The organism is Salipaludibacillus sp. CUR1 (assembly GCF_021028955.1).
In the GTDB taxonomy this organism is placed as follows: domain Bacteria; phylum Bacillota; class Bacilli; order Bacillales; family Salisediminibacteriaceae; genus Salipaludibacillus.
Window position 1 is genome coordinate 173,092 of record NZ_JAIWPE010000094.1, and the last position, 25,946, is coordinate 199,037.

Annotated in this window: 26 protein-coding genes; 14 read left to right on the plus strand and 12 right to left on the minus strand. The window is 43.7% G+C overall.

Going from position 1 to position 25,946, the window contains the following annotated elements; genetic code table 11:
* The first annotated feature begins 22 nt into the window (after positions 1-22).
* From hutH to K8O68_RS16640, 5 genes are all read left to right on the plus strand, one after another.
* The gene (hutH, locus tag K8O68_RS16620; RefSeq protein ID WP_230897917.1) at positions 23-1,537 is read left to right on the plus strand and encodes a histidine ammonia-lyase; all 1,515 of its coding nucleotides are present in this window, start codon (positions 23-25) and stop codon (positions 1,535-1,537) included.
* Between the two features lie 17 nt (positions 1,538-1,554).
* Positions 1,555-3,219, plus strand: coding sequence for a urocanate hydratase (hutU, locus tag K8O68_RS16625; protein ID WP_230897918.1), 1,665 nt, complete (start codon positions 1,555-1,557; stop codon positions 3,217-3,219).
* Positions 3,220-3,237: 18 nt separating this feature from the next.
* Complete coding sequence (gene hutI / locus K8O68_RS16630; RefSeq protein ID WP_230897919.1) at positions 3,238-4,500, plus strand: imidazolonepropionase; 1,263 nt, start codon at positions 3,238-3,240, stop codon at positions 4,498-4,500.
* Complete coding sequence (gene hutG, locus K8O68_RS16635) at positions 4,493-5,455, plus strand: formimidoylglutamase (protein WP_255717298.1); 963 nt, start codon at positions 4,493-4,495, stop codon at positions 5,453-5,455. Before hutI ends, hutG begins: the two co-directional genes overlap by 8 nt.
* A 158-nt stretch (positions 5,456-5,613) precedes the next feature.
* On the plus strand, positions 5,614-6,351 hold the full coding sequence (locus K8O68_RS16640) for a class I SAM-dependent methyltransferase (protein ID WP_230897920.1): 738 nt from the start codon (positions 5,614-5,616) through the stop codon (positions 6,349-6,351).
* A 62-nt stretch (positions 6,352-6,413) separates the two neighbouring features.
* Here K8O68_RS16640 and K8O68_RS16645 read toward each other — a convergent pair whose 3' ends face one another.
* Positions 6,414-6,614 (minus strand): DUF2188 domain-containing protein, encoded by a 201-nt coding sequence (locus K8O68_RS16645; RefSeq protein ID WP_093052221.1) that lies wholly within the window; start codon positions 6,612-6,614, stop codon positions 6,414-6,416.
* A 144-nt stretch (positions 6,615-6,758) separates the two neighbouring features.
* Here K8O68_RS16645 and K8O68_RS16650 point away from each other — a divergent pair, with 144 nt between their 5' ends.
* Positions 6,759-7,352 carry a trimeric intracellular cation channel family protein gene (locus K8O68_RS16650; RefSeq protein WP_230897921.1) on the plus strand — a complete coding sequence of 198 codons (594 nt, stop codon included), beginning with the start codon at positions 6,759-6,761 and terminating at the stop codon, positions 7,350-7,352.
* A gap of 41 nt (positions 7,353-7,393) precedes the next feature.
* Here the strand turns inward: K8O68_RS16650 and K8O68_RS16655 are convergent, their stop codons facing one another.
* The 3 genes from K8O68_RS16655 to K8O68_RS16665 all read right to left on the minus strand — a co-directional run bounded on the left by K8O68_RS16655 (position 7,394) and on the right by K8O68_RS16665 (position 9,621).
* Positions 7,394-7,738, minus strand: coding sequence for a YflT domain-containing protein (locus K8O68_RS16655; RefSeq protein ID WP_230897922.1), 345 nt, complete (start codon positions 7,736-7,738; stop codon positions 7,394-7,396).
* Positions 7,739-7,923: 185 nt separating this feature from the next.
* A complete protein-coding gene (locus K8O68_RS16660) occupies positions 7,924-8,265 on the minus strand; it encodes a hypothetical protein (RefSeq protein WP_230897923.1) in 342 nt (113 codons plus the stop codon).
* A 558-nt stretch (positions 8,266-8,823) separates the two neighbouring features.
* Positions 8,824-9,621, minus strand: coding sequence for a YihY/virulence factor BrkB family protein (locus tag K8O68_RS16665; protein ID WP_230897924.1), 798 nt, complete (start codon positions 9,619-9,621; stop codon positions 8,824-8,826).
* A 160-nt stretch (positions 9,622-9,781) separates the two neighbouring features.
* On the opposite strand from K8O68_RS16665, the gene K8O68_RS16670 reads away from it, so the two are divergent.
* Entirely contained in the window at positions 9,782-9,979 is a 198-nt protein-coding gene (locus K8O68_RS16670; protein ID WP_230897925.1) for a YwbE family protein, read from the plus strand.
* A 74-nt stretch (positions 9,980-10,053) separates the two neighbouring features.
* Here the strand turns inward: K8O68_RS16670 and K8O68_RS16675 are convergent, their stop codons facing one another.
* Positions 10,054-11,223 (minus strand): MalY/PatB family protein, encoded by a 1,170-nt coding sequence (locus K8O68_RS16675; protein WP_230897926.1) that lies wholly within the window; start codon positions 11,221-11,223, stop codon positions 10,054-10,056.
* 262 nt (positions 11,224-11,485) lie between these two features.
* Between K8O68_RS16675 and K8O68_RS16680 the strand changes: the two genes are divergently transcribed.
* The 3 genes from K8O68_RS16680 (at position 11,486) to K8O68_RS16690 (ending at position 13,782) form a co-directional block, all read left to right on the plus strand.
* On the plus strand, positions 11,486-11,833 hold the full coding sequence (locus tag K8O68_RS16680; protein ID WP_230897927.1) for a hypothetical protein: 348 nt from the start codon (positions 11,486-11,488) through the stop codon (positions 11,831-11,833).
* Positions 11,834-11,932: 99 nt separating this feature from the next.
* Positions 11,933-12,586: a DUF4352 domain-containing protein gene (locus tag K8O68_RS16685; protein WP_230897928.1), complete on the plus strand. Its 654-nt coding sequence runs from the start codon at positions 11,933-11,935 to the stop codon at positions 12,584-12,586.
* Between the two features lie 203 nt (positions 12,587-12,789).
* Positions 12,790-13,782: a helix-turn-helix transcriptional regulator gene (locus K8O68_RS16690; RefSeq protein WP_230897929.1), complete on the plus strand. Its 993-nt coding sequence runs from the start codon at positions 12,790-12,792 to the stop codon at positions 13,780-13,782.
* A 65-nt stretch (positions 13,783-13,847) separates the two neighbouring features.
* Here the strand turns inward: K8O68_RS16690 and K8O68_RS16695 are convergent, their stop codons facing one another.
* Both K8O68_RS16695 and K8O68_RS16700 read right to left on the minus strand, forming a co-directional pair.
* Positions 13,848-14,204: a group I truncated hemoglobin gene (locus K8O68_RS16695; RefSeq protein WP_230897930.1), complete on the minus strand. Its 357-nt coding sequence runs from the start codon at positions 14,202-14,204 to the stop codon at positions 13,848-13,850.
* A gap of 871 nt (positions 14,205-15,075) precedes the next feature.
* Positions 15,076-16,497, minus strand: coding sequence for an MBL fold metallo-hydrolase (locus K8O68_RS16700; protein ID WP_230897931.1), 1,422 nt, complete (start codon positions 16,495-16,497; stop codon positions 15,076-15,078).
* A 215-nt stretch (positions 16,498-16,712) separates the two neighbouring features.
* On the opposite strand from K8O68_RS16700, the gene modA reads away from it, so the two are divergent.
* Both modA and modB read left to right on the plus strand, forming a co-directional pair.
* On the plus strand, positions 16,713-17,477 hold the full coding sequence (gene modA / locus K8O68_RS16705) for a molybdate ABC transporter substrate-binding protein (RefSeq protein ID WP_230897932.1): 765 nt from the start codon (positions 16,713-16,715) through the stop codon (positions 17,475-17,477).
* The gene (modB, locus tag K8O68_RS16710; RefSeq protein ID WP_230897933.1) at positions 17,478-18,137 is read left to right on the plus strand and encodes a molybdate ABC transporter permease subunit; all 660 of its coding nucleotides are present in this window, start codon (positions 17,478-17,480) and stop codon (positions 18,135-18,137) included.
* A 413-nt stretch (positions 18,138-18,550) separates the two neighbouring features.
* On the opposite strand, the gene K8O68_RS16715 is transcribed toward modB, so the two are convergent.
* From K8O68_RS16715 to pgsB, 4 genes are read right to left on the minus strand one after another with little or no spacing between them, the layout of a single operon-like run.
* A complete protein-coding gene (locus K8O68_RS16715; RefSeq protein ID WP_230897934.1) occupies positions 18,551-20,389 on the minus strand; it encodes a gamma-glutamyltransferase family protein in 1,839 nt (612 codons plus the stop codon).
* Positions 20,386-21,666: a CapA family protein gene (locus tag K8O68_RS16720; RefSeq protein WP_230897935.1), complete on the minus strand. Its 1,281-nt coding sequence runs from the start codon at positions 21,664-21,666 to the stop codon at positions 20,386-20,388. The genes K8O68_RS16715 and K8O68_RS16720 overlap by 4 nt, the downstream gene beginning before the upstream one ends.
* A 17-nt stretch (positions 21,667-21,683) precedes the next feature.
* Positions 21,684-22,133 carry a poly-gamma-glutamate biosynthesis protein PgsC gene (pgsC, locus tag K8O68_RS16725; protein WP_230897936.1) on the minus strand — a complete coding sequence of 150 codons (450 nt, stop codon included), beginning with the start codon at positions 22,131-22,133 and terminating at the stop codon, positions 21,684-21,686.
* 59 nt (positions 22,134-22,192) lie between these two features.
* Positions 22,193-23,437 carry a poly-gamma-glutamate synthase PgsB gene (pgsB, locus tag K8O68_RS16730; RefSeq protein WP_230898052.1) on the minus strand — a complete coding sequence of 415 codons (1,245 nt, stop codon included), beginning with the start codon at positions 23,435-23,437 and terminating at the stop codon, positions 22,193-22,195.
* A gap of 265 nt (positions 23,438-23,702) precedes the next feature.
* On the opposite strand from pgsB, the gene K8O68_RS16735 reads away from it, so the two are divergent.
* Together K8O68_RS16735 and K8O68_RS16740 are read left to right on the plus strand one after the other, a co-directional pair.
* A complete protein-coding gene (locus K8O68_RS16735) occupies positions 23,703-24,377 on the plus strand; it encodes a futalosine hydrolase (RefSeq protein WP_230897937.1) in 675 nt (224 codons plus the stop codon).
* A complete protein-coding gene (locus K8O68_RS16740; RefSeq protein ID WP_230897938.1) occupies positions 24,378-25,214 on the plus strand; it encodes a 1,4-dihydroxy-6-naphtoate synthase in 837 nt (278 codons plus the stop codon). It begins immediately after the preceding gene.
* A 243-nt stretch (positions 25,215-25,457) separates the two neighbouring features.
* On the opposite strand, the gene K8O68_RS16745 is transcribed toward K8O68_RS16740, so the two are convergent.
* Positions 25,458-25,922 carry a DUF2188 domain-containing protein gene (locus K8O68_RS16745; RefSeq protein ID WP_230897939.1) on the minus strand — a complete coding sequence of 155 codons (465 nt, stop codon included), beginning with the start codon at positions 25,920-25,922 and terminating at the stop codon, positions 25,458-25,460.
* Positions 25,923-25,946: the final 24 nt, after the last annotated feature.

The window sequence follows — 25,946 nt, forward strand, 5'->3', positions numbered from 1 at the left end:
AAGGAAGCGAGGAGGGAGAATAATGATCACACTGACAGGAGAGACGCTTGATTTTACCCAGATGAAAAGAATTCTTTATAAAAAGGAACAGGTGGCAGCATCTGAAGAAAGTATGAAAAAAGTGAGGAAGAGCAGGCTGGCTGTCGAGAAAATTGTACGGGAAGGAAAAACGGTCTACGGAATTACAACGGGATTCGGCAAGTTCAGCGATGTGTTTATTAATAAAAACGATACAGAAGAGCTTCAGTTGAATCTCATTCATTCACATGCGTGCGGTATTGGAGACCCCTTTCCCGAAGTGGTGTCAAGAGCGATGGTGCTGCTGAGAGCCAATGCATTATTAAAAGGGTACTCCGGCGTTCGGCCTGTTGTCATTGAACGTCTGATTGACCTTGTTAATAAAGAGATTCACCCGGTTATACCTGAAAAAGGCTCTCTGGGGGCGAGTGGAGACTTGGCTCCTTTATCTCACCTGGCCTTAGTATTGCTAGGTGAAGGCGAAGTATTTTACAAAGGCGAGAGGCTGCCTGCGCTGGATGTTCTTACTAAAGAAGAAGTCTTCCCGATCCGGCTAACTGCAAAGGAAGGTCTGGCTTTAATTAACGGGACACAGGCCATGACGGCTATGGGAGTCGTAGGTTATATGGAGGCGGAAACGCTTGCCTTTCAGGCTGAACTGATTGCTGCAGTAACAATGGAAGGTCTTAAAGGGATAAAGGATGCATACGATGAAGACATCCATAAAGCAAGAGGTTATAAGGAACAAATGGATGTGGCTGCAAGAATGCGCGGTTATCTGGAAGGCAGCAGGCTCATAACAAATCAAGGAGAAGTAAGAGTGCAGGATGCTTATTCGCTTCGCTGTATTCCCCAAGTACATGGAGCAACATGGCAGACTCTCAATTATGTAAAAGAGAAGCTCGAAATAGAAATGAACGCGGCGACAGACAATCCGCTGATTTTCGATAACGGGGAAAAAGTGATCTCAGGCGGAAACTTCCACGGGCAGCCGATTGCACTTGCTATGGATTTTATGGCAATTGCTGTTGCAGAGCTTGCCAATATATCTGAGAGACGGATTGAACGGCTTGTCAATCCGCAGTTAAACGATCTGCCGCCGTTTTTAAGTCCGGAGCCGGGATTGCAGTCTGGAGCGATGATTATGCAATATGCTGCCGCGTCGCTAGTGTCCGAAAATAAAACATTGGCCCATCCTGCGAGCGTGGATTCTATTCCTTCGTCCGCAAACCAGGAAGATCATGTGAGTATGGGGACGATTGCGTCTAGGCATGCTTACCAGGTCGTGGAAAATACGAGACGCGTACTGGCTATTGAAGCCATCTGTTCAATGCAGGGCGTCGAATACAGAGGAACAGACAAGATGGCTGCCCTCACTAATAAATTTTTTGAAGATGGAAGAAAAATCGTCCCTTCCATCCGGAAAGACAGGGTCTTTTCAAAGGATATCGAAGCTATGTCGTCCTGGCTGAAAGAGGAAAAGATGGTGTTCGAGCCGGGGAGAATTAAACAAATTTAATAAAGGAGAGGAAAGAGATGAATTTAACGGGAAAACGTGTTCTCCATGCCAAACGGGGAACTGAAATAGAGTGTAAAGGCTGGGAACAGGAAGCCGTTCTCCGTATGCTTCATAACAACCTTGATCCTGAAGTGGCAGAAAAACCGGAAGATCTCGTTGTTTATGGCGGGATAGGCAAAGCAGCAAGGAACTGGGAGTCATTTGATGCGATAGTGAGGAGTTTAAAAGCTTTAGAATCTGATGAAACGCTGCTTATCCAGTCCGGCAAGCCGGTTGGGAAATTCCGTACCCACGCACAGGCACCGCGGGTCCTGCTGTCTAATTCTGTACTCGTTCCCAAATGGGCGACCTGGGAGCACTTTAATAAGCTGGAAAAAGAAGGATTGATGATGTACGGGCAAATGACGGCTGGAAGCTGGATTTACATCGGAACACAGGGGATTTTACAGGGCACTTATGAGACGTTTGCCGAATTAGCCCGCCAGCATTTTGGAGGAAGTCTGAAAGGAACCATTACGCTGACAGCAGGACTTGGCGGAATGGGCGGGGCTCAGCCGCTTGCGGTAACGATGAATAACGGAGTAATCATAGCGGTTGATGTAGATGAAAACCGGATTAAAAAGCGTCTCGAAACAAAGTACTGTGATAAAATGACGCATTCACTGGAACAGGCTATGGCATGGGCCACTGATGCTAAGAAGGCAGGGGAGCCATTGTCGGTCGGACTGGTTGGCAATGCGGCAGAAATTCATCATGAGTTCCTGTCAAAAAACTATCCGATAGATATCGTCACAGACCAAACCTCTGCTCACGACCCTTTGAACGGGTATGTGCCTGAAGGTCTCTCTGTAGAAGAAGCGGGCAATCTGCGTGAGGATGACCCATCCCGGTATATAACACTTGCAAAGGCCAGTATGAAAAAACATGTGGAAGCGATGCTCCAGTTTAAAAAGCGGGGAGCCGTCGTGTTTGATTACGGAAATAATATCAGACAGGAAGCAAAAGATGAAGGGCTGAAAGAAGCCTTTGATTTTCCAGGGTTCGTGCCGGCCTACATTCGTCCGCTCTTCTGCGAAGGGAAAGGGCCTTTTCGCTGGGTGGCGTTATCGGGCGACCCTGAAGATATTTACCGGACTGACAGATTAATTAAAGAGCTGTTTCCTGAAAATAAGCCGCTGTGCCGCTGGATTGATATGGCACAGGAAAAAGTAGCCTTTCAGGGACTGCCATCAAGGATCTGCTGGCTCGGATACGGAGACCGCCGTAAAATGGGGCTGGCGATGAATGAATTGGTAAGAAAAGGTGAACTGAAAGCACCAGTCGTGATCGGTCGTGACCATCTGGACTGCGGATCAGTTGCCTCCCCGAACAGGGAAACAGAAGGGATGATTGACGGAAGTGATGCGGTCGGCGACTGGGCGGTATTAAACGCCTTACTAAATACGTCTGCAGGCGCTAGCTGGGTGTCTGTCCACCACGGCGGCGGTGTCGGGATGGGCTATTCTCTTCATGCAGGCATGGTAGTGGTTGCCGATGGCACAGATTTAGCCCGGCAGAGACTGGACAGAGTCCTGACGACAGACCCCGGCATGGGGATTATCCGTCATGCCGATGCAGGCTACGACAAAGCAAAAGAGGTCGCAAAAGAGAAGAATGTATCCATTCCAATGGATGACAAATAAAACGGGAGGGCGATAGATATGGCAGAAACAATGGATGTACTGGTGACGAATATAGGCCAGTTATTAACGATGGCTTCTTCAGGGCCTAAAGCAGGCAAAGAGATGCAGACATTAGAAGTAATTGAAGGGGCAGTTTTAGGCATTAAAGACGGCAAAGTGGCGTTTACAGGAACAGCTGAAGAAGCGTATGGGCTGACGGCCAGTGAGACGATTGACTGCGGGGGAAAACTTGTGACCCCGGGTCTCGTTGATCCCCATACACATGCAGTTTTTGGCGGCTCCCGGGAACATGAAATGGCACTTAAACAGCAAGGCGTGCCCTACTTGGATATTTTGAAACAGGGAGGAGGGATTCTGTCTACCGTAGAAGCGACACGGGCCGCTTCAGAAGAGGAGCTTGTCCGTAAATCTTCTTTTTACCTCGACCGGATGCTTTCTTTAGGAACTACAACGGCAGAAGTTAAAAGCGGCTACGGCCTTGATGTTCAGACTGAACTAAAGCAACTCTATGTGACTAAAACATTGCAAGATAAGCACCCGGTGGATCTCGTTTCCACTTTCTTAGGAGCTCATGCTATTCCAAAATCACATAAAGATCATCCAGACGTTTTTTTAGAAGAGATGGCCGGCATGCTTCAGCAGGTCAAAGACGAAAAACTGGCTGAGTATGTCGATATCTTTACTGAAACAGGCGTATTTACAGTCGAGCAGTCAGAAAAGTATTTAAAGAAAGCAAAGGAGTACGGATTTGGACTGAAAATCCACGCCGATGAGATCGATCCGCTCGGGGGGACAGAGATGGCCGCAGGGCTCGGAGCTGTTTCCGCCGACCATTTAGTAGGATCAACCGATGAAGGGATCAGGAAGATGGCTGAGTCGGGCACAGTTGCTGTGCTTCTCCCGGGGACGACTTTTTATTTAGGGAAGCACACGTATGCAAGAGCGAGAAAAATGATAGAAGAAGGTGTCATTGTCTCTCTGGCCACTGATTTTAATCCGGGCAGTTCGCCGACAGAAAACCTGCAGCTTATTATGACAATAGCCGCTTTGCAGCTGAAGATGTCCCCTGAAGAAATCTGGAACGCTGTGACAGTCAATGCGGCTCATGCCATTGGAAGAACAGAACAGGCTGGGCAGCTGAAAGAGGGACGAAATGCGGACATTGTTATTTGGGATGCAGCCAATTATAAATACATTCCGTATCATTACGGGGTGAATCATGTAAATACCGTATTGAAGAATGGCAAGGTCGTTTACCAAAGGAGGGAGATTATTGGCTGATTATCCTTTTTTGAAAAAAGCCGGCACGCCTTTTAAAGATACAGAGATGACAAAAGTGGCGGAAATAATTAAAGAGGCCGACGGAGACAATGGAGAAATTACTGGAGCCGGGCTGATCGGCGCACCTTTATCTAAGTCATCTATCAGCCATTCAGGCGCCTCTTTTGCTCCGGGGACGATCCGTAAAGCACTGGGAGGATTCAGTACGTATGCCATTGAAGACAATACCGATCTCAGTGGCATGACTATAAGTGATTTAGGCGATGTTGCCATGCATGTGACAGATATTAAGCAGTCTCAGCGCCGTGTATTTGAAGCCTTTGACCATGTGTATAAAAATAATCCGCAATGGCTGCCCGTCGTACTCGGAGGAGACAACTCTGTCTCATTTCCGAGTATTCAGGCTTTTGCTGAACATAAAGGGTCTGTCGGGGTGATCCAGTTTGACGCCCACCATGATGTCAGGAACCTGGAGGACGGCGGCCCGACGAATGGGACTCCTTTCCGCAGTCTGCTGGAGACTGAAACAATTGAAGGTCAAAATCTGGTGCAAGTAGGCATCAGGGATTTTTCAAACAGTAAAGCCTACAGAGCTTACGCTGAGGAAAAGGGAGTTGCCATATATACAATGAAAGATGTCCGTGACAAGCCTGTAACCGGTATACTGGCTGAAGCGGTGGAACGCATGCGTGAGCGGGTGGATGCAATTTATGTGTCGGTCGACATGGACGTGATAGACCAGGCTCAGGCACCGGGGTGTCCGGCTATTGGACCGGGCGGAATGGATGCGGCTGATTTATTCGATGCGGTATCATTTCTGGGCGCAGAACCAAAGGTGAAAGGGATCGAAATCGTAGAAATTGATCCGACCGTCGATTTCAGGGACATGACAAGCCGGCTGGCAGCTCATGTGATTCTTTATTTTTTAAAAGCGAAAATGAAAGAAGGCAAGTAAAGCTGGGGGAGAACACCCCTCAGCTTTTTACGTTGGAAAATAATCGGCGGATATAGAGGCAAAAGGGTTTAAAACCTGCTGTAAAACGGGGGAAGTGACCTGCCTCACTGCAAAATATCCCGCCAAGTGGTGAAATAAGGGCGAGGGAGGGAATTCTCATGGAATTTTATGATGTATTAAGCACTTATTATGATGATATTTTCAAACCGAAAAAAGAAGCAGTCTCGCTTATAAAAGAGGAGGTACCAGCCGGACACAGCACACGCATCCTGGATTTAGCCGCCGGAACCGGAGGAGAGGCTATCCTTCTTGCTGAAGCGGGTTATGATATAACAGCGGTAGACATGAATAGGGACATGGTGAAAATACTGAGGGATAAGAGTGAGCGGCACAATGTATCAATGAAAGTGATACAAATGGCTATGGAGGAGATTGGCGAGTGGCCGGGCCCAGGCTATGAAGGGGTTTATTGTATAGGAAACTCGTTTGTCCATATAAAAAGCCGGAGTGAAATGGTAAATGTACTTAAAGGAGTCTATGAGAATTTAAATAAAGGCGGGGTATTTATTCTGCAAACAGTTAATTATGACAGGATTTTTGGCCGGGAAATCCGTCAGCTGCCCGTGATAAGAAATAAGGAAAAAGGAATCATTTTTGAGAGGTTTTACGATTGGAATGCTCAGGAGTTCCTGTTTCAAATGAAACTGACGGTGGAGAGAAATGCGGGGCAGAAGGTATACCGCAGTGAGACGTCTCTTTTACCTTTAAAGGAAGAAGATTTTAAATCGTTAGTTGAAACGTCGCCTTTTGACGGGTGTAAGGTATATGGCAGTTTCAATAAAGATATATTTACAGAAGACTCTCCGGCTTTAGTGGCAGTACTGCGAAAAGACTGACAGTTTCCGGCGAATCCAGGCAAAGTAAAAAATGACCGCACTGAGCGGTCATTTTTCAGTAACTATTTAAAATTCTTTTCGTCTTCAACTTCATTTAAATGGTTATAAATGACCAGGCGGCTTGGTTTGTTTTCCTGTGCCACTTTTTCGCCTGCCTCTATGGCGTCATTTTTCTTATCAAAGTCCTGCTCTGGCGCCACATCTTCAATTTTTAAAAACCATGCGTCTGCATCTTTATTAGGTCTTACTGTGTATTCTTTCATTGGTTCAACACTCCTTATATCATTTAACTGTATTTTTCAATTCCCATTTACAGGAGGACGTAAACTATCACTTGATCATTTTAGCTGCGTACTCTAAAATTGATTAGTATTTTAATAGGATGGCAGTGAAAGAAGGGAATAAATGTGTGGGAATTATTAAATGTCATTGGTACAATTGCTTTCGCCTTGAGCGGTGTTCTGGTAGCGATGGAAGAACGCTATGATTTAATGGGTGTTTATATACTGGGTTTTATTACCGCATTTGGAGGAGGGGCAGTGAGAAACCTGCTGATTGGCGTGCCGGTTGCTGAACTTTGGGATCAAGGGGCCCTGTTTACCGTCGCGTTTGTTGTTATGACAATTGCTTTTGTGTTCCCGCGGATTGTGCGCTGGACGTTGCTCCGCCGCGGCGTCTTTTTTGATGCGATTGGTCTGGGGGCTTTTTCAGTCCAGGGGGCCCTCTACGCTTATTCCATGGGGCATCCTCTCAGTGCATGTATTGCGGCAGCTGCCCTTACAGGAACAGGGGGCGGGATGATCCGTGATATGCTTGCAGGCAGAAAGCCTTTGTTTTTACAGAAGGAAATTTATATTGCGTGGACGCTGCTCCCGGGTATTACTGTAGGCCTTGGCTGGTTGACAGGACCAGTTGAACTGCTTACAGTCGTCGCTCTGGTAGTCGCCTTGAGGCTTTGTTCAGTCTATTACGGCTGGCGGCTCCCAAACCGTTCGATATAAAAAAGCGGCCTCTTTTCAGGAGGCCGCTTCTTACGTGTTTATTATATTTCCATGCCGGCTGGAGCATCTTTTACGACGACAATAACTTTGCCTTCATCAAGTTTACCTTCCAGCTCATCAGCTTTTTCTTTAGTAAAGCCTACTTCATCAAATTTAGCGCGTAACTCATCGCCTTTTTTACGGAATACATTTTTAGCTGCTGTTCCGAAGTTCTGCTCGTCTAAGCCAATTGTATTCGCGTCTGCGTTATCCGCCAAACGTTCAGTTCGGTCGTCATCATGTGTTACTACATAAATATTGTCCTGATCTACGCCTTTTTCCTTCAATGAATTTACTGCTCCTGCTACTTCCTCATCGTTATAAAATTCCTGATAAATAGGGTTCATGTTTACATTCCTCCATTTCAAAATTTAAAATTGCTATAAACAGGATGTTGGTATTTGTTTACCATAAATAGAAAATATATAAACATCATTTATTAAAAGGGGGAGAAACTGGTACCTAAAGACTAGATAACATGCAGAAAGGCTGATTAGAGTTAAACTCATAATCAGCCTGATTTAAAAAGGAGTTATACGACTTTAATTTGGACGTCAGGAATCTGCAGTTTTGCTTTCTCCTTTAAGGAAGGAGGGAGCGGTACAAACGTGTCTAACACAATAAACAGAATGCTGGCAAACCCATCTTCTTTAAAACGCTCAAAACTTCTCTCCAGTAATTGATTCCGTAAGGGGGAGTCATAATCTAATGCCGTGCAGTCAACTTCAATTGCAAATTCACCAGGGGGAATGAGGGTCACTTCTTCAGTATATTTTCTGAAAAAAGCCGAAATGTCTCTTTCTGAAAATGATCCTTCAACTTTAACATTAACCCGGTTGTCATAAGGGTTAATATGAATAATAGAGGTTCCCAAAATAAATCCTCTCCTTCTTGGGAAAGACCTACAATTTATATGCTACGCTATACCGCCGCGCCATATCAACCGTATCGACATTTTTTCAATGTTTTATAGAATTCAAAACTAATAATTTTACTCAATTTGTCGTAATGTGTCAATATTTATTTGGAAAAAAGTTAAATAATCGAGCAGGGGTCAAGCAGGGGGTCAGACCCCCCATTTAATGGAAAATAACAGGCGAAAAAAACGAGGCCGGTACAAAAGAATAGTTACCATAAAGAAAGCCGAACAAAATTAGAAAATTTTGTTCGGCTGTTCTTTTTGAGAAAAGAAGTGATTTCAGGCCGCCAGGTGGGCGCTTGCCTAGGGGCTTGTCTTCAGCTAAATTCAACTCACCTGGAGCTTCGTTGAATTGGATCTTCAGCCTGCGCTTACTCCCTTGGGCGTCGCCACCTTCTGTCCTTCAATCAAAAAAGCTGAGGCTATTCAATATTGGTAAAGTGACCCATGTTATAAAATGTCTAATAAAATTTTTGTTCGTTTTACAAACTTGTCTTTTGGTTAGTCCCACTCTCATTTAAAATAATCCGGTTTGTCTTCCTTCAGGATGGCATTGATTTCTCCGCCCACGAGAATAATAATGGAGGATAAATGGAACCACACCATCAGCGCGATTACCGTTCCGATTGTTCCATAAGTGGCTGAGTAGTCTGCAAATGAATTAAGATATAAAGAAAATCCGTAAGAAGTTAACTGCCAGCCGATTGTCGCGAAAACGGCGCCTATATACACTTCTCGGAATGAGAGCCTCGTATTCGGACCGACCAGGTAAAGAATAAGAAATATGAGGAACGTAAATCCGGAGATTAACAGCCATCGGAGAACATCAACCTCAAAGATCCCAAAGTCTATAGCGAGATAGTCTCTAACCTGACTTCCGATTACCTGGACAAAAAGAGCCGTGCTGACCACAAAGAACATCCCTACTGTCAGGCCAATGGAAATCAGTCTTGCCATCACCAATCCGCGTTCGCCAGTTACGTTATAGGCTAAATTTAAAGACCTGAGGATCGCGTTTAAAGCCAGGGAAGCTGTCCATAAGGTAAATATAATCCCTAAAGAGAGAGCTCCTGTCTGCTGGTTATGTTCAAGAACGTCCCACTGGTTTTCTATAACTTCCAGAACACCTCCGGGGATATAGGCCTCCTGTAAAAGGCGGTAAACGTCGTTAACTGTAAAAGGGAGAAACGTTAACAGACTGATAATAAAAATAAGAAAAGGGAATAAAGACAGAAGAAAGAAATAGGCGCACTGCGCACCCAGATCAATTAAATTGTGTTCTTTAAAGCGTCTCCATAAAAGTTTCAGCATCAGGCAGCCCCCCTCCATATCCGATGACTTTAGAATAACTTCTTCTTGTTTTTGCTAAGCCTTTCCCGTAAAGTCTTAACCGGAACAAGTAATTTCATTATTTTATGTTGTATAACCCCTTTAACAGGGGATTTATAAACTTTAGAAAGCGGTGACTCATTTGAATGGTGAAAAACGAAACAATATAAAACCTGGCATGGAAGTAGATATCGTCCTCAAGCAGGACCAGCGAACAGGAAAACTGACACGGGGAACAGTTAAAGATTTATTAACTAAATCCCTTAACCACCCCCATGGCATTAAAGTCCGCCTGCAAGACGGACAAGTGGGACGCGTCAAACATATTTATCCTGAATAAGGGGTCAGACCCCCCATTTACTGGAAAAATCCGCAAACCCGTATGTGGCTTGCGGATTTATTCTTACTTATACTCTATGATTGAAGAGCGGTTTTCATTCGGGCAAGTCCTTCTTTAACGGTGCTTTGGGGACAGGCTACATTCATGCGTACGAAGCCTTCGCCGCCTTTTCCAAAACTGGTCCCGGGATTAAAACCGACTTTGCCTTTTTCAACAAATAAATGATTCAGTTTTGCGTCTGATAACCCCAGCTGTCTGCAGTCAATCCATAAAAGATAAGTAGCTTCAGGCTTTACGACTTTTAATTCCGGCAGATGTTCAGATAAGTAGTTCTCTACCAGTTCAATATTTCCCTGTAAGTACTGAAGGAGTTCTTCGAGCCATTCTTCTCCTTTACGGTAAGCCGCTTCCATTGCTGTTATTCCGAACGTATTAAGGGTGAAAGCTCCGATCTGTTTATCAATTGCACTGATTTTCAGACGGTAGTCATTATTTGAGCAAATAATGGCAGACGCTTGCAGACCTGCTAAATTAAATGTTTTACTTGGAGCGACCAACGTGATTGTCTGATCCGCAATTTCTTCGGATAACGATGCGAGTGGAATATGTTTATTCGGTTTAAAAATAAGATCAGAGTGAATTTCATCCGACACGATAACAACATCATTTTCCAAACATAATTCGGCCATCTTTCGTAATTCTTCCTCCGTCCAGACCCGGCCAACCGGATTATGAGGGTGGCAAAGTAAAAACAATTTCACTCCGTTCTTTAAACACTGTTCAAAAGCATTGAAGTCTATTTCGTACTGCTCGTTCTTTTTAACTAACTGGCAGTTTTCAATGACCCGGTTGTTTTCTTTAACCATTGAATAGAAAGGCGGGTAAACAGGAGACTGGATAAGCACTTTATCACCGGGTTCTGTGAAGGCCTGAATCGCCTTTCCTATTGAAGGCACGACTCCCGGACTGTATTGAATCCAGCTGTTTTTAATTTCCCAGTTATGCCTTTTTCCCATCCAGGAAACAATTGACTCACCTACGGAATCAGCTGTAAAGGTGTATCCGAAAATCCCATGTTCCACTCGCTCTTTAAGAGCATCAGTGACGGCTTCAGGGGGCCTGAAGTCCATATCAGCCACCCACATAGGTAAAATTTCCTCATCCGTTTTAAACACTTGTTTAGTTCTTTCCCATTTGACTGAGGAAGTTCCAATGCGGTTAATATTCTGTTCAAAAAAATCCATTTTATCATCCTTTCCCTATGTACTGACGCCTGTTAATAAAAGTATAAATGGCAGGCCTTTATTTAGCAAAAGAAGAGGTATTAATTCTTTTGTGGTTTTTTTTCAGAGAGTCGTTCTTTATCTCCGGCTGCAATCGGGCAGAACCATGCCTCCCGTTGCACCCAGACCGCCATTATAAATGGCTGGACAGAAGCATTTTTCATTTTCTCCCTTAATGGTCTACAATAGTAAAGGATTATTAACTCAGGAAAGGAGATTTCGATTGAAAAAATCACTGGGATTCTTACTTGAACTGACACGGATTATTTTTATTATCTTTTTAGTATTGCTAGCGTTTAGTCTTGTAAATTCATTTATTCTTGGCCTCATAGGCGGCCTTGGCCAATTTGAAGGCACCGTCACGATTGTCGTTTACTTTTTTATGCAGACAGGCGGCCTGTTTTTATTAATCACAATCTTGTACCGTAATAAACTCCAGTTTTCAGGCTGGTACAATAGTGAAAACCAAAAGCCTTTTTCAAAAAAGATGACCCGCCGTCTTCTAATAATAAGCCTTGCTGCTGTAGCAGGTTCGTATGCAATTCTTATTGCCTACATAGCGATTAATTAATTTTTGCAGCAAACTTCTATTCCCTGACAGCTGTTGTCACTCTTCTTCTTAAACTTAAAGATGTAGTCAATTTTATCTAAAAAAAGGAGAAGATGAATAATGAAAAAATATTTACTAGCAACAGTTTTAGTAAGTGTTATGGTACTAGGAGCATGTGATACAGAAAACACTACAGTTGAAGAAGTTCAAGCAGATAATAAAGAGGCCAATGATGTAAACCAGGAAGCTAATAATGAAAAGGAAGCAAACAAGGAAGAGACAGGGAACAACGTGAACGAAGCCGACGAAAAAGAAGATGCCAAGGAAGAATTTGGAACTCGCCACAATCCTGTAGAACATAAAAAAGCCGTAACTATTAATGAAGAAAACTGGTTATTTGGTGAAGCGACTTATGAAATGGAATTAATCGAATCAGTGAGTGGTGAAGAGGCAGAGCAGATGGTTGCAGATGGAAACCAATTTAATGATGAGTCAGGTGAGGGAAAAGAATATATTTTAGCTAAATTCCGTGTTCAATTGGAATATGCGGAAGAAGAGCCATTCGATGTGAACCCTCAACAGTTTGATGTTATTAGCTCCGGTGGGTCGTCTTATGAAGAGTTTATTAGTATCTCTGGTTTAGAGCCGGAATTCAGATCAGATTTATATGAAGGTGGAGAAGTAGAGGGATGGGTGCCGTTTCTTATAAATGAGGAGGATGAAAAACCATTGGTTAAATATGGTGATGTATGGTTTGACCTTAGAGGTGAATAACTCTGTTAAATGTAATTATCGTAATAATTACAGATAAAGAAGCCAATATTACCACCATGCTCCTGGTGATGAACCAAAAGTCCGCAAGACGCCATAACTTCTTGCGGGCTTTTTTACATAACCATTTCCAGATAAATAGGCTGATAGTATAATGAAGGAGAGAAAACTTATTCGAATCAGGTTAGGCGAAAGGTGGAAGCCATATGCCAAAGACAAAGGGATTTTTACGGACAGAACGGTTATTTTACATACTGCAGTATTTAACAAATCATGACACAGCGACAGCTTCGGAGCTTGCCTCACACTGTCAGACTTCTGTACGCAGTATTTACAGGGACATGAAGTCCCTTGAGGAATTAGGGGTTTATTACCAAAGTGAAGGACGAAACGGCTATAAGCTTTTATATCAGCCTGTAAAAACGGGAGGCAGGCTGACTAATGAAGAATGGATGGCTTTAACGCTGTTTCCTATGCTTTCAGAGGGGATCACGTCAGGTGACCATCCTTTTCATCAGGCTTACCGGAAAGGGCTGGAAAAAGTAATGAGCTACGTCCAGCAGGACGGTGGCCTGTCTTCTGCAGGCGGAGGATTAGGAGAACGGATCCGCCTGCATGCCCGTCCGAAAGATTCATCCCAGATTAAAGTCATGCCGTCACTTCTGACAGCTATTTCAGAAAACCGGGTCATTGATGTCACCTACTATACCATTCACAGGGACAGGGAAACAGAGCGGCGTCTCGATCCTTACTATCTTGTGCCGAGAGAGGGGCATCTTTATCTGGTAGCATACTGTCATTTTCGCAAAGATATCCGTGTCTTCCGGCTAAGCCGTTTTCAGGAGGTTAAAGTCTCAGAAGAAACATTCAAAATTCCCCGCACCTTTAATATTGATGATTTTCTCGAAAATCGATGGTCAATTATCGCTGATGATGAGGAAACTACTTTTGTTGTTCATTTTACAGAAAAAGCGGCAAGGTATGTCTTGGAAGGGGAGTTTCACGTTGAAACAAAAAGGGAGCTGCAGAAGGATAAATCCCTTCTATTAACAGTCACTGTACAAAGCAGGCAGGAATTTTTACGCTGGGTCCGGTCGTTTGGAGCCGATGCTGAAGTAATTAAGCCGGAGTCTGTCCGTAAACAGCTTTCAGAAGAATATAAACAGATGGCAGAAAGGTACGGTTCGGGCAAGCACTAAGCCCGATATCATTTAACAAATGAAAGCTGCAGCGGGCCCCCGGAGATTGCCGCTGCAGCTTTGTTTTATTTATGCATAATATGGGGAGCGAGCGCCCCGATTTTTTCCATTACTTGATCTCTATCTTCTTCTGGTACTTCTAATTCTTCCAAAGTTTCATTTAAATGACCAGCAATAGCATTAAAATGCTCCGGCTTAATGTTCATTCCTTCATGAGCTTTTTCCATACTTGTCCCGCTGTACTGATTAGGACCGCCGAGGGCATAAGACAAGAACTTTGTCTGGTGTTCCCGCTGTTTGTCCATGTCCGTTTCAGTAAAAAACTGATTGACTGTGTCATCAGCCAGAACTTTTACATAAAACTTATCAACTGCTGTTTCAATAGCAGGTTTCCCGCCCAGTTTTTCGTAAAGAGATGTCATAAAATATCTTCCTCCTAAGAAATATTAGTTTTGCACTATGGTGATGGTATAAAAAAAGCAGCCGGTCTGCAGTGACATAGATCACAAATCGATCCATAAATCTAAGCTAAGAAGATTCAGGAGAGTACCCTGAAAGTGCCTGCCTGTGAAGGCTGCCCTTATAATAACAGAAGGGAGAAAGTTTCAGTGGTTTTTTTCAGAAGAGGAGGCTCAAGGATCTCTATTAAATAAATGAGAGACTGGCTCCTGTTTTTTTGAACTGCATTAGAAAATAAAAAAACCGGATTACATCCGGGGGAAGGGTTGTTAACACCAAAGGGGACTCAACCATGTCACTTCTGCATGCTGTTCTTAAGAAATTCCCTTCGTCTTAAGGGCTTATATTATTTCACTAACAGATGAGAAAGTGAGTTGTTTCCGTAGAAGAATCTTTAATACTGCCGGTTCTTTAACTTCGGGCTGGAGTTTAGCCATCTCCAGTTAAGCCAATTACTTTCAGCTCTCATTTGCTAAAGTAATAATGTGGTACAGATCGGCTTTTTTTAACCCTTGTCTGAAACCTTTATCATGGTGCCTTAAAAACCGGAAAAGCTGGTCTAATCATTAATCTTGCCGTGTTGAAAGATTTTAAATACTTGAAGTTTTATAGAACAAACTCCCCACGGTTTCAGACCATAAGTTTTAAAGGCGTTTGTCGGGTGACGGAACCAACTTAATGGTTGAGTCTCCTACGGTGCTAACATTATTAAGTTGTCATTATTAATGTACCCTTTCTTTTAAAAAATAATGTGTATATTTTGTGAACATTCAGTTTTTTATATGGAAACTAAACCCCAGCCCCGTTTTAAAACGGGGCTGGGGAAATCATAGGTTATTCTGAGGCCGTTGGAAGGTTTTCTTTTTTCCAGCGCATAAAGCCGCCTTTTATATTTTTCACATCGAAACCTTTGCTTTTTAAAATACTGGTAGCAATCGCAGACCGTGCTCCGGAGCCGCAGTATAAAGCCAGTGTCTTGTCCGGTAAGTCATCACCTTTTTCAGGGAGATAATTAATAACCATATGCTTGGCATTTTCGACATGTTCTGCTTCATATTCATGGTCTTCCCGGATATCAAGAATCTGAAGTTCATTATTATTTTGCTTTTCATAGGCGTCTTCAGGTGAAATAACTTCGTATTGACCTGTTCCGTGTTCTTCTTCAAAGCTTTCAACAATCGCAGGGGTGAAGAAGCCTGCTGTCTTGTCTAACCCAATCGCATTCATAGCTTCAATAATCTCTGCGAAAGTGTACGAAGATGCAATGAAGTAAACTGGTTTGTCATAAGAAATAAGGGACCCTGCCCAGTTAGTAAAAGATGAATCGTAAGGAATGTTTATTGAGCCTGGAATATGGGACTGGGAGTATGCTTCACGGCTTCTAGTATCCACCACGGTGACATCAGCTTCAAGAATGTTATCCATTTTCTTGACGTTGGATCCGTAACGGAGCGGAGTTTTCTGGTCTTTCAGCAAAGGTGCTCCTTCTTTATTCACTTTTTTCATAACTGCAAAATAGGCAGGAGGGACGGGCTGTTCATCTAATAAAAAGTCTGTAAAATTCTTTTCATCGTTGTATTGAAGAGCCGGGTTTGTTTTCAGTTCGTAACCAAGAGTGGTGGTAGGGATAGAGCCGAGTGATTTACCGCATGCACTGCCGGCTCCGTGTCCCGGCCAGATTTGCAGAGTAGGATCCATCTCTTTAGCTTTCTCTAAAGAGTGGAACATTTGTTCAGCACCTTTTTTAGCAGAATCTTTTACACCTGCTGCCTTTTCCAATAAATCCGGTCTCCCTACGTCTCCGACAAAAATAAAGTCGCCAGTAAACATTCCTAATGGCTCATCAGAGGCCGCTCCGTCTGTTAAGAGAAAAGTAATATGTTCCGGAGTATGCCCTGGAGTATGCCACACATCAAATGTCACGTTTCCAAGCTTTATCTGGTCCCCGTCACGAACCCCTTGTTGAGGCAGGGAAGAATCAAATTTATATTCTCCACTTTCATCACCTTCACCTTCTAACGAATAATAAATGGTTGCAGATGAACGCTCGGCCATTTCTCTTGCACCGGAAACAAAGTCAGCGTGAATATGGGTTTCAAGCACCTTAGTGATCGTCATACCTTCTTTTTCCGCTGTATCAAAATAAGTGTCTATGTTCCTTGATGGGTCAATGATGGCAGCTTCTCCAGTCTTCTGGCAGCCTACCATATAAGACGCCTGCGCTAATGCATCATCATAAAAATATTTTAAAAGCATACCGATTCCTCCTGTAAAATTATTCTTTGAATTTTCCTATATACAGTACGGGGTAACCGAAAACGATAAGATTTAAACAGTAAAAATGATATTTCTCTCTTTGTTCATTAAATTGGAAAAAAGTCACATTGTAAGAAAGATTAAAAGCGGCATGCTTTATTACTGTATTTATTAAGTTATAATTAAGAGACAGAATGATAGAAAGAGTGATGTTTATGAGGAGCAGATGGAAAAACTCTGCTTACATTATTATAATTATGGTTATTATTTCTTTAGCAGGCTGCGGGCAGGAAAACGAAAAAACTGAGATACATGTGTTAACCGCTGCTAGTATGACGCCTGCCATGAATGAACTGAAAGAGTTATATGAAAGTGAAAATCCTTACATAACTATTGTGCCTGTATACGGCGGTTCCGGTCAGTTAAAAGACCAGATCAGCCAGGGAGCGCCTGCAGATGTCTTCTTATCTGCCGCTTTAAGATGGATGGAAGAATTAAACGAGGCTGAAGTTGTATCAGAGTTTGAAAACCTGCTTATCAACGAACTTGTGGCAGTCAGTCATATGCAGAACGATTTTAAAATGGAGGGGCTTGATGGCCTGCTTAATGATAGTGTCGATACGGTAGGGATAGGAGACCCGGCTACAGTGCCCGCAGGGGAATATGCAAAGCAGGCTATAGAAGCAGCAGGTATCTGGGAAGAGGTGGAAGATAAATTAGTTTTTGCATCTGATGTAAGACAAGTTCTAACCTATGTGGAAACCGGGAACGTGGATGTTGGGGTAGTCTATGAAACGGATGTTTATGAGTTAGAGAACATCCGGATTGATTATACATTAAATAACCACGAGCCAATTATTTATCCTGTCGGATTTTTAGCTAATTCAAACCACCCTGAGGAAGTCCGGGAATTTTACGAGTGGCTTAAAACAACCGAAGCTTTAAACGTATTTGAATCGTACGGATTTGGAGTGTATTAAATGGATTTTCAAAGCTTTTTGTCGCCGGTCATTATTTCAGCTCAAGTCATACTTATTGCAAGCATTATTTCTTTTACAGCCGCTCTTTTCATCGCATGGTGGATGAAAGGAAAATCGTTTAAAGGAAGAAGTGTTATTGAAACAGTCCTGATGCTTCCTTTGGTTTTACCTCCAACTGTTATAGGCTTTGGCCTGCTCATCTTAATGGGCAGGCAGAGCTGGATCGGCCAGGCTTTTGAGTGGCTTTTTTCTATGCCGCTTGTTTTTTCTTTTTGGGCTGCAGTTGTGGCAGCGGCAGTTGTGGCTTTTCCGTTGATTTATCAGACCCTCATAAATGCTTTTGAGAGTGTTGAAGAAGAGTTGGAAGAAGCTGCAAGCCAAATGGGGGCTAAACAGAGCCAGGTCTTTTTATATGTGACCTTACCTTTATCGTGGAGGTCTTTAGTGACAGGCTATATGCTCGGTTTTGCCAGAGGTCTGGGTGAATTCGGAGCAACGATAATGTTTGCGGGCAATATTCCCGGACGGACTCAAACCATGCCGACCGCAATTTATGCGTCTGTCCAGTCAGGGCAAACAGTATTGGCCTATTACTGGGTCGGATCAATGATTTTATTTTCTTTTTTATTGCTGAGTGTCGTTCACAGACTTAAGCGGTAATATAAACAGAGGCTTAGATACATTAATAGTAAACTTAAAGAAATTTGAACAATATCTTAGAAGTTTTGTCCGGATGTTCTTTTGGATAAAAGTATTGATTTCAGTCCGCCAGGTGGACGCTTGCCCAGGGGCTTGTCTTCAGCTAAATTCAACGCAGCCTAAAGCTTCGTTGAATTGGATCTTCAGACTGCGCGTAATCCCTCGGGCGTCGCCACCTTCTGTCCTTCAATCAAAGAAGATAACTATAGAATAATTTTAGAACTTAATTTGACAGGCAATATAAAGGTATTGTCTCATTCAGGTGCAAGGATAAATCATTGTTCGTCTTTTACAAACGTATTTTTAGTTTAGTTTTTACTCACCCTGGAAACGGTAATATAAAAACGGCCACCAGCATTTGGTGGCCGTTTAGCTTATTCACTTTCAATCTGCCATGCTCCGTTTCGGCGAGGGTCGCCTCCTCCGTACATTCCTTCTAAATTTCCATTTTCATCAAGGACTACACCTAATCCCTGGATGCCTCCGTAATAGAGTGGGGAACTGTGAGGAACGACTGAATAATTCAGTTCATTAAGCTGCTGCATTGTCTCTTCAGGTAAATCATCATCCTGAATATAAATCACGTCATTATCATTATAGAAACGGGGCGCTTCAATAGCTTCCTGCAGACTCATGCGTTCTCCATCGTCGTTTAACCCATACTGGTAATACATTATGGTCTGGAAGATCATCGCAGGTATCCTCGTTCCGCCTGGTGAGCCAAGCCCTAAAACAGGCTGGCCATGCTCTTCAAATATAACCGGAGACACAAATGTCCGCGGCCGTTTGCCTGGCTCATAATAGTTTGGTGACTCAGGATTATCATAACTAAAGTTATTCATCTGGTTATTAACAAAGAAGCCGTTAGTGTAAATTCCTGAACCAAAGAATTCCCCAAGTGAATGAGTGGCTGAGACCATACGGCCCTCTTTATCTACAATAACAAAATGCGTTGTATGCCGCGAATCCGCCTCTTCGGCAGGCGTGTCAAACAGTTCCGATGCATCTGTATAGTCATGTGAACCATAATTAATGTCATTCAGAAGGTCCTGAATAAACGCATCGTCAGTAAGGGCCTGATGATTAACATTCTCAAATTCAGGATCCCCTAATGTCCCAAGACGGCTTGAATAAGCAGACCGTGTAATTTCGTTAATAAGGTGCATATAAACAGCCTGAAGTTCTTCGTGATTGATCATCTCACCCATAGTAAGATGTTCAGGAATATCTTCTTCTTCATCAAAAACCATGTCTAAATCCATCTGCTCTGCCATTTGCAGCGCCTGGACGACAACTGTCCCTGAAGAAGGGGACGGGCCGCCATAAACAACCTGATTACCGATTTCAGCTTGGACGGGCTCTGTTACCTGCGCTTCATACCCCATCAAGTCTTCCTCGGTAAAATTAAACTGCTGCTGAAGTGACTGGCCGACTTCACCGCTGTAAAAGCCATCGGCCCGGTCTTCCTGAATCAGCCTTAACGTATTGGCCAGTTCTTCCTGGACGATCAGATCGTTAACTTCAGGAGCTTGGCCTCCCGGGAAAAATATCTCTCTTTCGTCATCGGCCATTTCAAGATAACGGACTGCGTTACCCGTCTGCTGGGCAAATACTTCACCTGCCTGGACTCCTTCCTCCGCTCTATCAATAGCCGGAGTAATAAGATCTTCCCAGGCTACATTCCCGCTGCCGTAATTTTCATAAATAAACTCCATGCCTTTTACTAATCCTGGTACAGCAGGGCTCCGGCCAGTTTGTAACGGGGCTTCATTTCCGCTTGGCGGTGCTTGTTCACGGTAGTCGAAACTCATGGCGCCTTCATGGGGATCGTGGTATAACATTAAACCACCGCCCCCGATGCCTGACCCGTATGGCTCAACCACATTCAGCATGAAGGACACTGCGACCGCCGCATCAATAGCGTTACCGCCATCTTCAATAATTTTCATCCCTACATCAGCTGCAAGGGGATGAACAGCACTGACGCCGTATATTCCCGGCCTTTCCTCTTCTTCTGCGGCATTGTTTTCATTCTCTTCAGGCTGAGAATCAACTGCCACAGAATCCACCTGTCTTGAGGTGAAATCATCACTGGAGTAAGGCTCTCTGAAAGGGTCAAATTCTTCTTCAAAATAGAAGTTCCACGCGATCAGACCTATTAGAATAATTCCGGCAAGAAGGTGCGTAATTTTTAAGTAACCTTTGTAATTCATGGTGTTATGTCCACCCCTTCCAGTACACCGGCGGCGTTGAGGTCAACGTTAAGCCGACCATCTTCTACAGTCCAGATATTCTCGTCAAGTTCTTGCCTTAAAGTTCTGAAGATCCTGTAATCCCGGTAAAATTTCGTCCACCCGGCTGTTTCCCTTGGACGGGTGTCTTCAATAAACATTGGAACAAACGACATTCGTTTAGATCCATCATCCAAAAAGTCGAGCTGGGCAATCGTTGATTCTTTCGTTCTTGTCCAACCCTGGTCAAATACGAAGTTGCCAAGACTGAACATGACAAGGGAGCGATGATCATCCCTGCCTTCCATTATTTTAACGGGTTCTAAAACATGTGAATGATGCCCGATAATAATATCAGCACCGTAATTGGTCATATACTGGGCCAGGATTTCCTGCCGGTCGTTATATCCCACTTGATATTCATCGCCCCAGTGTACGTGGACCATTGTAATGTCAGCTCCGCCGCCACCTTCTTCTTCCGGCATTTTAGCTTCAAGCAGCCGTTGTCTCAACTCAGCAAAGCCTTGGTAAGACGGAGTGAAAACACCTCCGACATAATCCTGGGCGGAAAAACCCTGGACAAATGAATCAGTAAAACCTATAAGCCCGACTCTTACATCGTCGTTAATATCAAAATAAGATACACCCGCGGCTTCTCTGGCGCCTTCTGCAATTTCGTCATCAGATAATTTCAGAGCATCTCCAATGCCCACTGTATCAATATCGTCTTCGTATTGCCTGATATGTTCAAGCGTCTGTTGCAGTGACAGGTCGCCGTAATCCAGAGTATGGTTGTTGGCAAAGTTCACAGAATCAAAGCCTGCATTGACGAGAGCATCCATCGACCAGGGCTCAGCGTAAAGGTGGATATCTTTATTATGAAGTTCTGCATCTTCTACCTGGGCGTCTATTTCAGGGTCCGCTACATTCATCACAGGGGCTTCAAAGTTTCCCGTGACATAATCGGACTCATGAAAGAAAGGGTGAACGTAATCAAAAACACGGTCTATATGTTCACCTGTTCTTACAGCCGCATCATGCACATGGCGCCCCATCATCATATCTCCTACCATGGACATCCGGTATTCCACATTGTCAGGCCTTGTATCTGATGGCACCGAAGCAGAAAAATACCAATGATGCCCAAAGAAGGGGATCGCTAATATTACTAAAGCAATAATAGAATGTGGAAGGGCTCTCTCACGATGCCTTACCATCATTAATTTCATTCTTTCTTTAAAAGATAGTTCTTTGGACATTTTTTAACGCTCCTAGTCTAAAACAAATGATAAATTGTAATAATCAGAAAAGTGAAAAAGGCTATAACAAAAGTAGAAGAGAAGGTAGGGAGGACGCCCTGTTTCTGAATAGAGTTAGCGATTAACCCCGGCACAATAACCCCGATCCCCCTGAGCTCCATAACGGGGAACGGGGTTAACGGATAGAGATAATCCATCCCCATCTTCATTAACACCCCGACAGTAAGCATGGCCGCGAACTTTCGGCGGCCATACAGGACAGTCATTCTTCCTATTAACTGCGTCACAATGAGATATGTGATTAAACTGATTACTCCGACAACTACTACATACATTAACTGGTCAAAGACAAGGGCTAGGTATCCGGGTACTACTAATCCCGCAGGGACTATCCCTGTTTTTTCCGCATAGACAAGGGAAAGCAGTACTCCTATGACAATTGCAATATACAAATCTGTTCCAAACACGTTTGGCCAACTCCTTATTTTAAATCTAACGTGACATTCCAGCTGCTTCTATACAAAGTTTAAGAAGGGGACTGGGCAAAAGCTCTTTCTTTTTTCATAGAGGTTACCCTCTTTTTCTCAGGCCTGTACTCATGCAGGCTCATTTCTTTTAATTCAAGGTGTGATATAGCATGGGCGATTTCTTCACCGCCGCCATGAATATTTCCTATTCCGTAGACCAAACTGTTCTCCGGAAGTTCTTTGACTTTTGCTACGACTTCTTCTGCCGGATGTTTTTCAAGGTTTATAAGATTTTTCACTTGAAGGCTGCCGTTTTCATACGCCTGGATAACAGGAGAGACGCTCTTTCCGGTTAGTATGAGAGTATCCATGTTTAATTTAGGAAGAACTTCTTCTGAGAACTGGATTGTCCGGTCTACCCGGTCATCACGGCAATTCATAATTACCGTTTTATTTTCGGAAGGATAATCCTGCTCCAGAATCCTGTTCCAGATATTAATTGTCGACGTAGCATCATTCGCAGCAAACCCGTTAAAGAAGAAGCTCGGTGCTGCTTCTCTGCCAAACTGGTGGACTCTCATCGCACCCGGATCTACAGGTGCGTTAAGCATGCCGCTCAGTGCTGTATCTTCATCAATGCCCAGTATGTCAGCCACTGCAAGACCAAGCGCCGCATTCTCGGCAAACATCATGTAAGGAAATTCAGTCAAATATTTTTCATCTATTCGGCCCGGATCAGCCACCACTACTTCTGTTCCACGGCTTTCTGCAATTTTTTTAAAGTATCGCTGGAAAGTCGTAGGGGGAATAACTAAATAGCCGTTATGAGGAATGGTGCGTCCAAATGCCTCGGCAATCTGATTAATGGTAGGTCCCATAACGTCAAGGTGGTCTTCCATAACATTCGTAATAACTGTAATGTTTGCTTTGACAAAACGCTCCTGAAAAACATTTTGATATTCCGGATTTACAGCCATACATTCTGTAACGAAAGCATCCACTTTTCGGCGTGCAACTTTATTCACCATCATCTTCTGTTCGGAGATGTTTGGCCCCTGGAGGCTTCGGGTAATTGGTTCCTCCTCCTCTTTATCCCAGTAAAACAATCTTGGAGAAGTACCGGTCGTTTTTCCGGCAACACGCTGTTTATCTTCTTTCAAAATTCCCATCAGCAGTCTCGTAACTGTTGATTTCCCTCTGACACCGTTAACAAGGATTCTGTTTGGAATCCGTTTAATATTCCTGTCCAGTTTGTTCCGTTCTCTCAGTCCAATGTATAATACGATCGCGGCGAAAAACGTCATATAAATAAGCTCATTCACAATAAGGCCTCCCAATTTAGTTGCATATTTCAACCTTTTTTTACTAAACCAACAAAAATTCTACCTTATCCATTATAAATCATCAAAGAGAAAAAGTACTAAAACTATTATACTTGTTACCCTCTGAAACAAAAACTTAATCTTATATACTGATATTCCATATATATACATTAATCGCTCTTTGCTTTTCTCTTTGTTTCCTCCTTTGGTAAACTAATAATAATAAGCTTTTTATAGGGGGTTAATAATGAATCGTGACCTGAAAAGAATGACAGATCCCTGCTCTGTCCTGATCGTCACTTCTGTCGAAGCTGAAAAGGAAGCTATTTTAAAAGGCTTACAGAGTGATCATCGGTTTCAAGTTGAAACGATTGGGGTAGGGCCGGTGGCTGCTGCAGCCCGCACTGCATTGCTGCTTGGGGATAATTCGTACAAGGCTGTTATAAATATGGGGGTAGCCGGGGGAATTCCTTCAAATGTTCAGATTGGGGACGCTGTCATTGCGTCTGAAATAATAGCAGGGGACTTAGGTGCGGAATCCCCGGAAGGATTTAAACCTTTGGAAGAATTAGGTTTCGGGGTGTCCCGGCTTAAGTGCGACAATCGGATAGTCTCTCCATTAAAGAAAGAAATTAACAATAATACTGATATTACTGTACATACCGGCGCAGTCTTAACCTTATCTACGGTTACCGGGTCAGCTGAAACTCTTGAAAGGTTAAAAATGCGATTCCCGGAAGCTTCTGCAGAAGCCATGGAGGGTTTCGGAGCAGCTACTGCTGCCGATCTTCATGGTGTGCCGTTTTATGAAATCAGGACGATTTCCAATGCAGCAGGCCCAAGGAATAAAAATGCCTGGAGGCTTAAAGATGCCTTAACGTCCCTAACCATTGTAAGTGAATGCCTTAAGGAGGTTTTTTAATTGAATATAGCATTTTCACCTTGTCCAAATGATACGTTTGTTTTCCATGCGTGGGTCCATCGTCTGCTTGAGGGTGCACCGGAGCTGAACGTCACTTACGCGGATATCGATAAAACAAATTACTGGGCAGCCCGCCGTGAAGGCCCGGAAGTTATGAAAATATCTTATGCCGCGCTGCCATACGTCATTGACGACTACGAACTGATTCCTTGTGGAGGAGCGTTAGGCAGAGGCTGCGGCCCGTTAGTCCTGTCAAAAAATGGGGGGTCTGACCCCTCAAGGCTTGCCGGGAAAACGGTGGCTGTCCCAAGTGATAAGTCGACCGCTTATTTACTGTTCAGGCTGTGGGCCGCCCAGAAGATCCCTGGGGGACCGGGGAAAATCACTGTTATGCCGTTTCACGAGATTATGCCGGCAGTAAGAGACGGGAAAATAGACGCCGGTCTTGTCATTCATGAAGCACGGTTTACTTATAAGGAGTATGATCTTGATAAGGTGGCAGACCTGGGTGACTGGTGGGAAGAAGATACAGGTTTTCCTATTCCTCTTGGCGCCATTATTGCCAGAAGATCATTAGGAATGAAGGCGTCACTGACAGAGTGGATTCGTGAGTCTGTTGAGTTTGCATGGGCAAACCCTGATGCTTCTATGGATTATGTGATGGAGCACGCTCAGGAAATGTCTAAGGAAGTGGCCCGTTCCCATATTGACCTGTATGTCAATGAGTTCACAAGGGGGCTGGGTGAAGACGGGTATGCTGCCGTAGAATCTCTGTTAGGCCGGGCTGCGGATGAAGGTCTTATTCCCGCATTTGATTTACAGAAACTGAGAGATTGACCTTTCTTATTAAAAAGGGATGACAAAAGAAGTCGGCGACGCCAACGGAATTATGCGCAGAAGTCGGAAGATTCAACTCAACAAGCTCCAGGCTGATTAAAAGGCCAAGCCCCTGGGCAAGCGTCCGCCTGGCGGACTGAAACGACTACTTTTCTCTAAAAGAAGATCCGAACAAAATTTAAAAATTTGTTCGGATCTTTTTATGGTTACTATTCTTTATCCCAATTATAACTTAAGAACATTCTATACCTCATCATAGGACTGTTTCTTTTGAACAGACCCGTCAGCTTTATGAACGACTAAGTGAGTTTCTTTCTTTTTAGCAATTTCTGTTGCCCGCTCAATGGCTTCCTGTTTATCATCGAAAACCTGTGTTGGCTGTTTGGCATCTTCGGCCTGGACGGCCCAGCCATCGTCATGAGGATAAACGTGTTCGCCTTTTTCCATCAGTTCGGGCCGGGAATCGGATTGGTCGTCTTCATCGTCTCTTTCTTTTAAATCTTCATCTGAGATAGACTTCATTTCTTTTCTTTCTTTGTCGCTGGCATTGTCATACCATTCTTTTGCCTGTTCAGTAGCGATCGGAATAGCGCGTCCTTCCTTGTATCCTTCGTCAATCATCGCATTGGCGATTTCGATGGCTTTATTTCGAATAGGAGTATCAAGGTTTTTTAATGAAGAAGGATAATCGTCTTTATCCCAAGGCATAAAATAACACCTCCATTAGGTTGT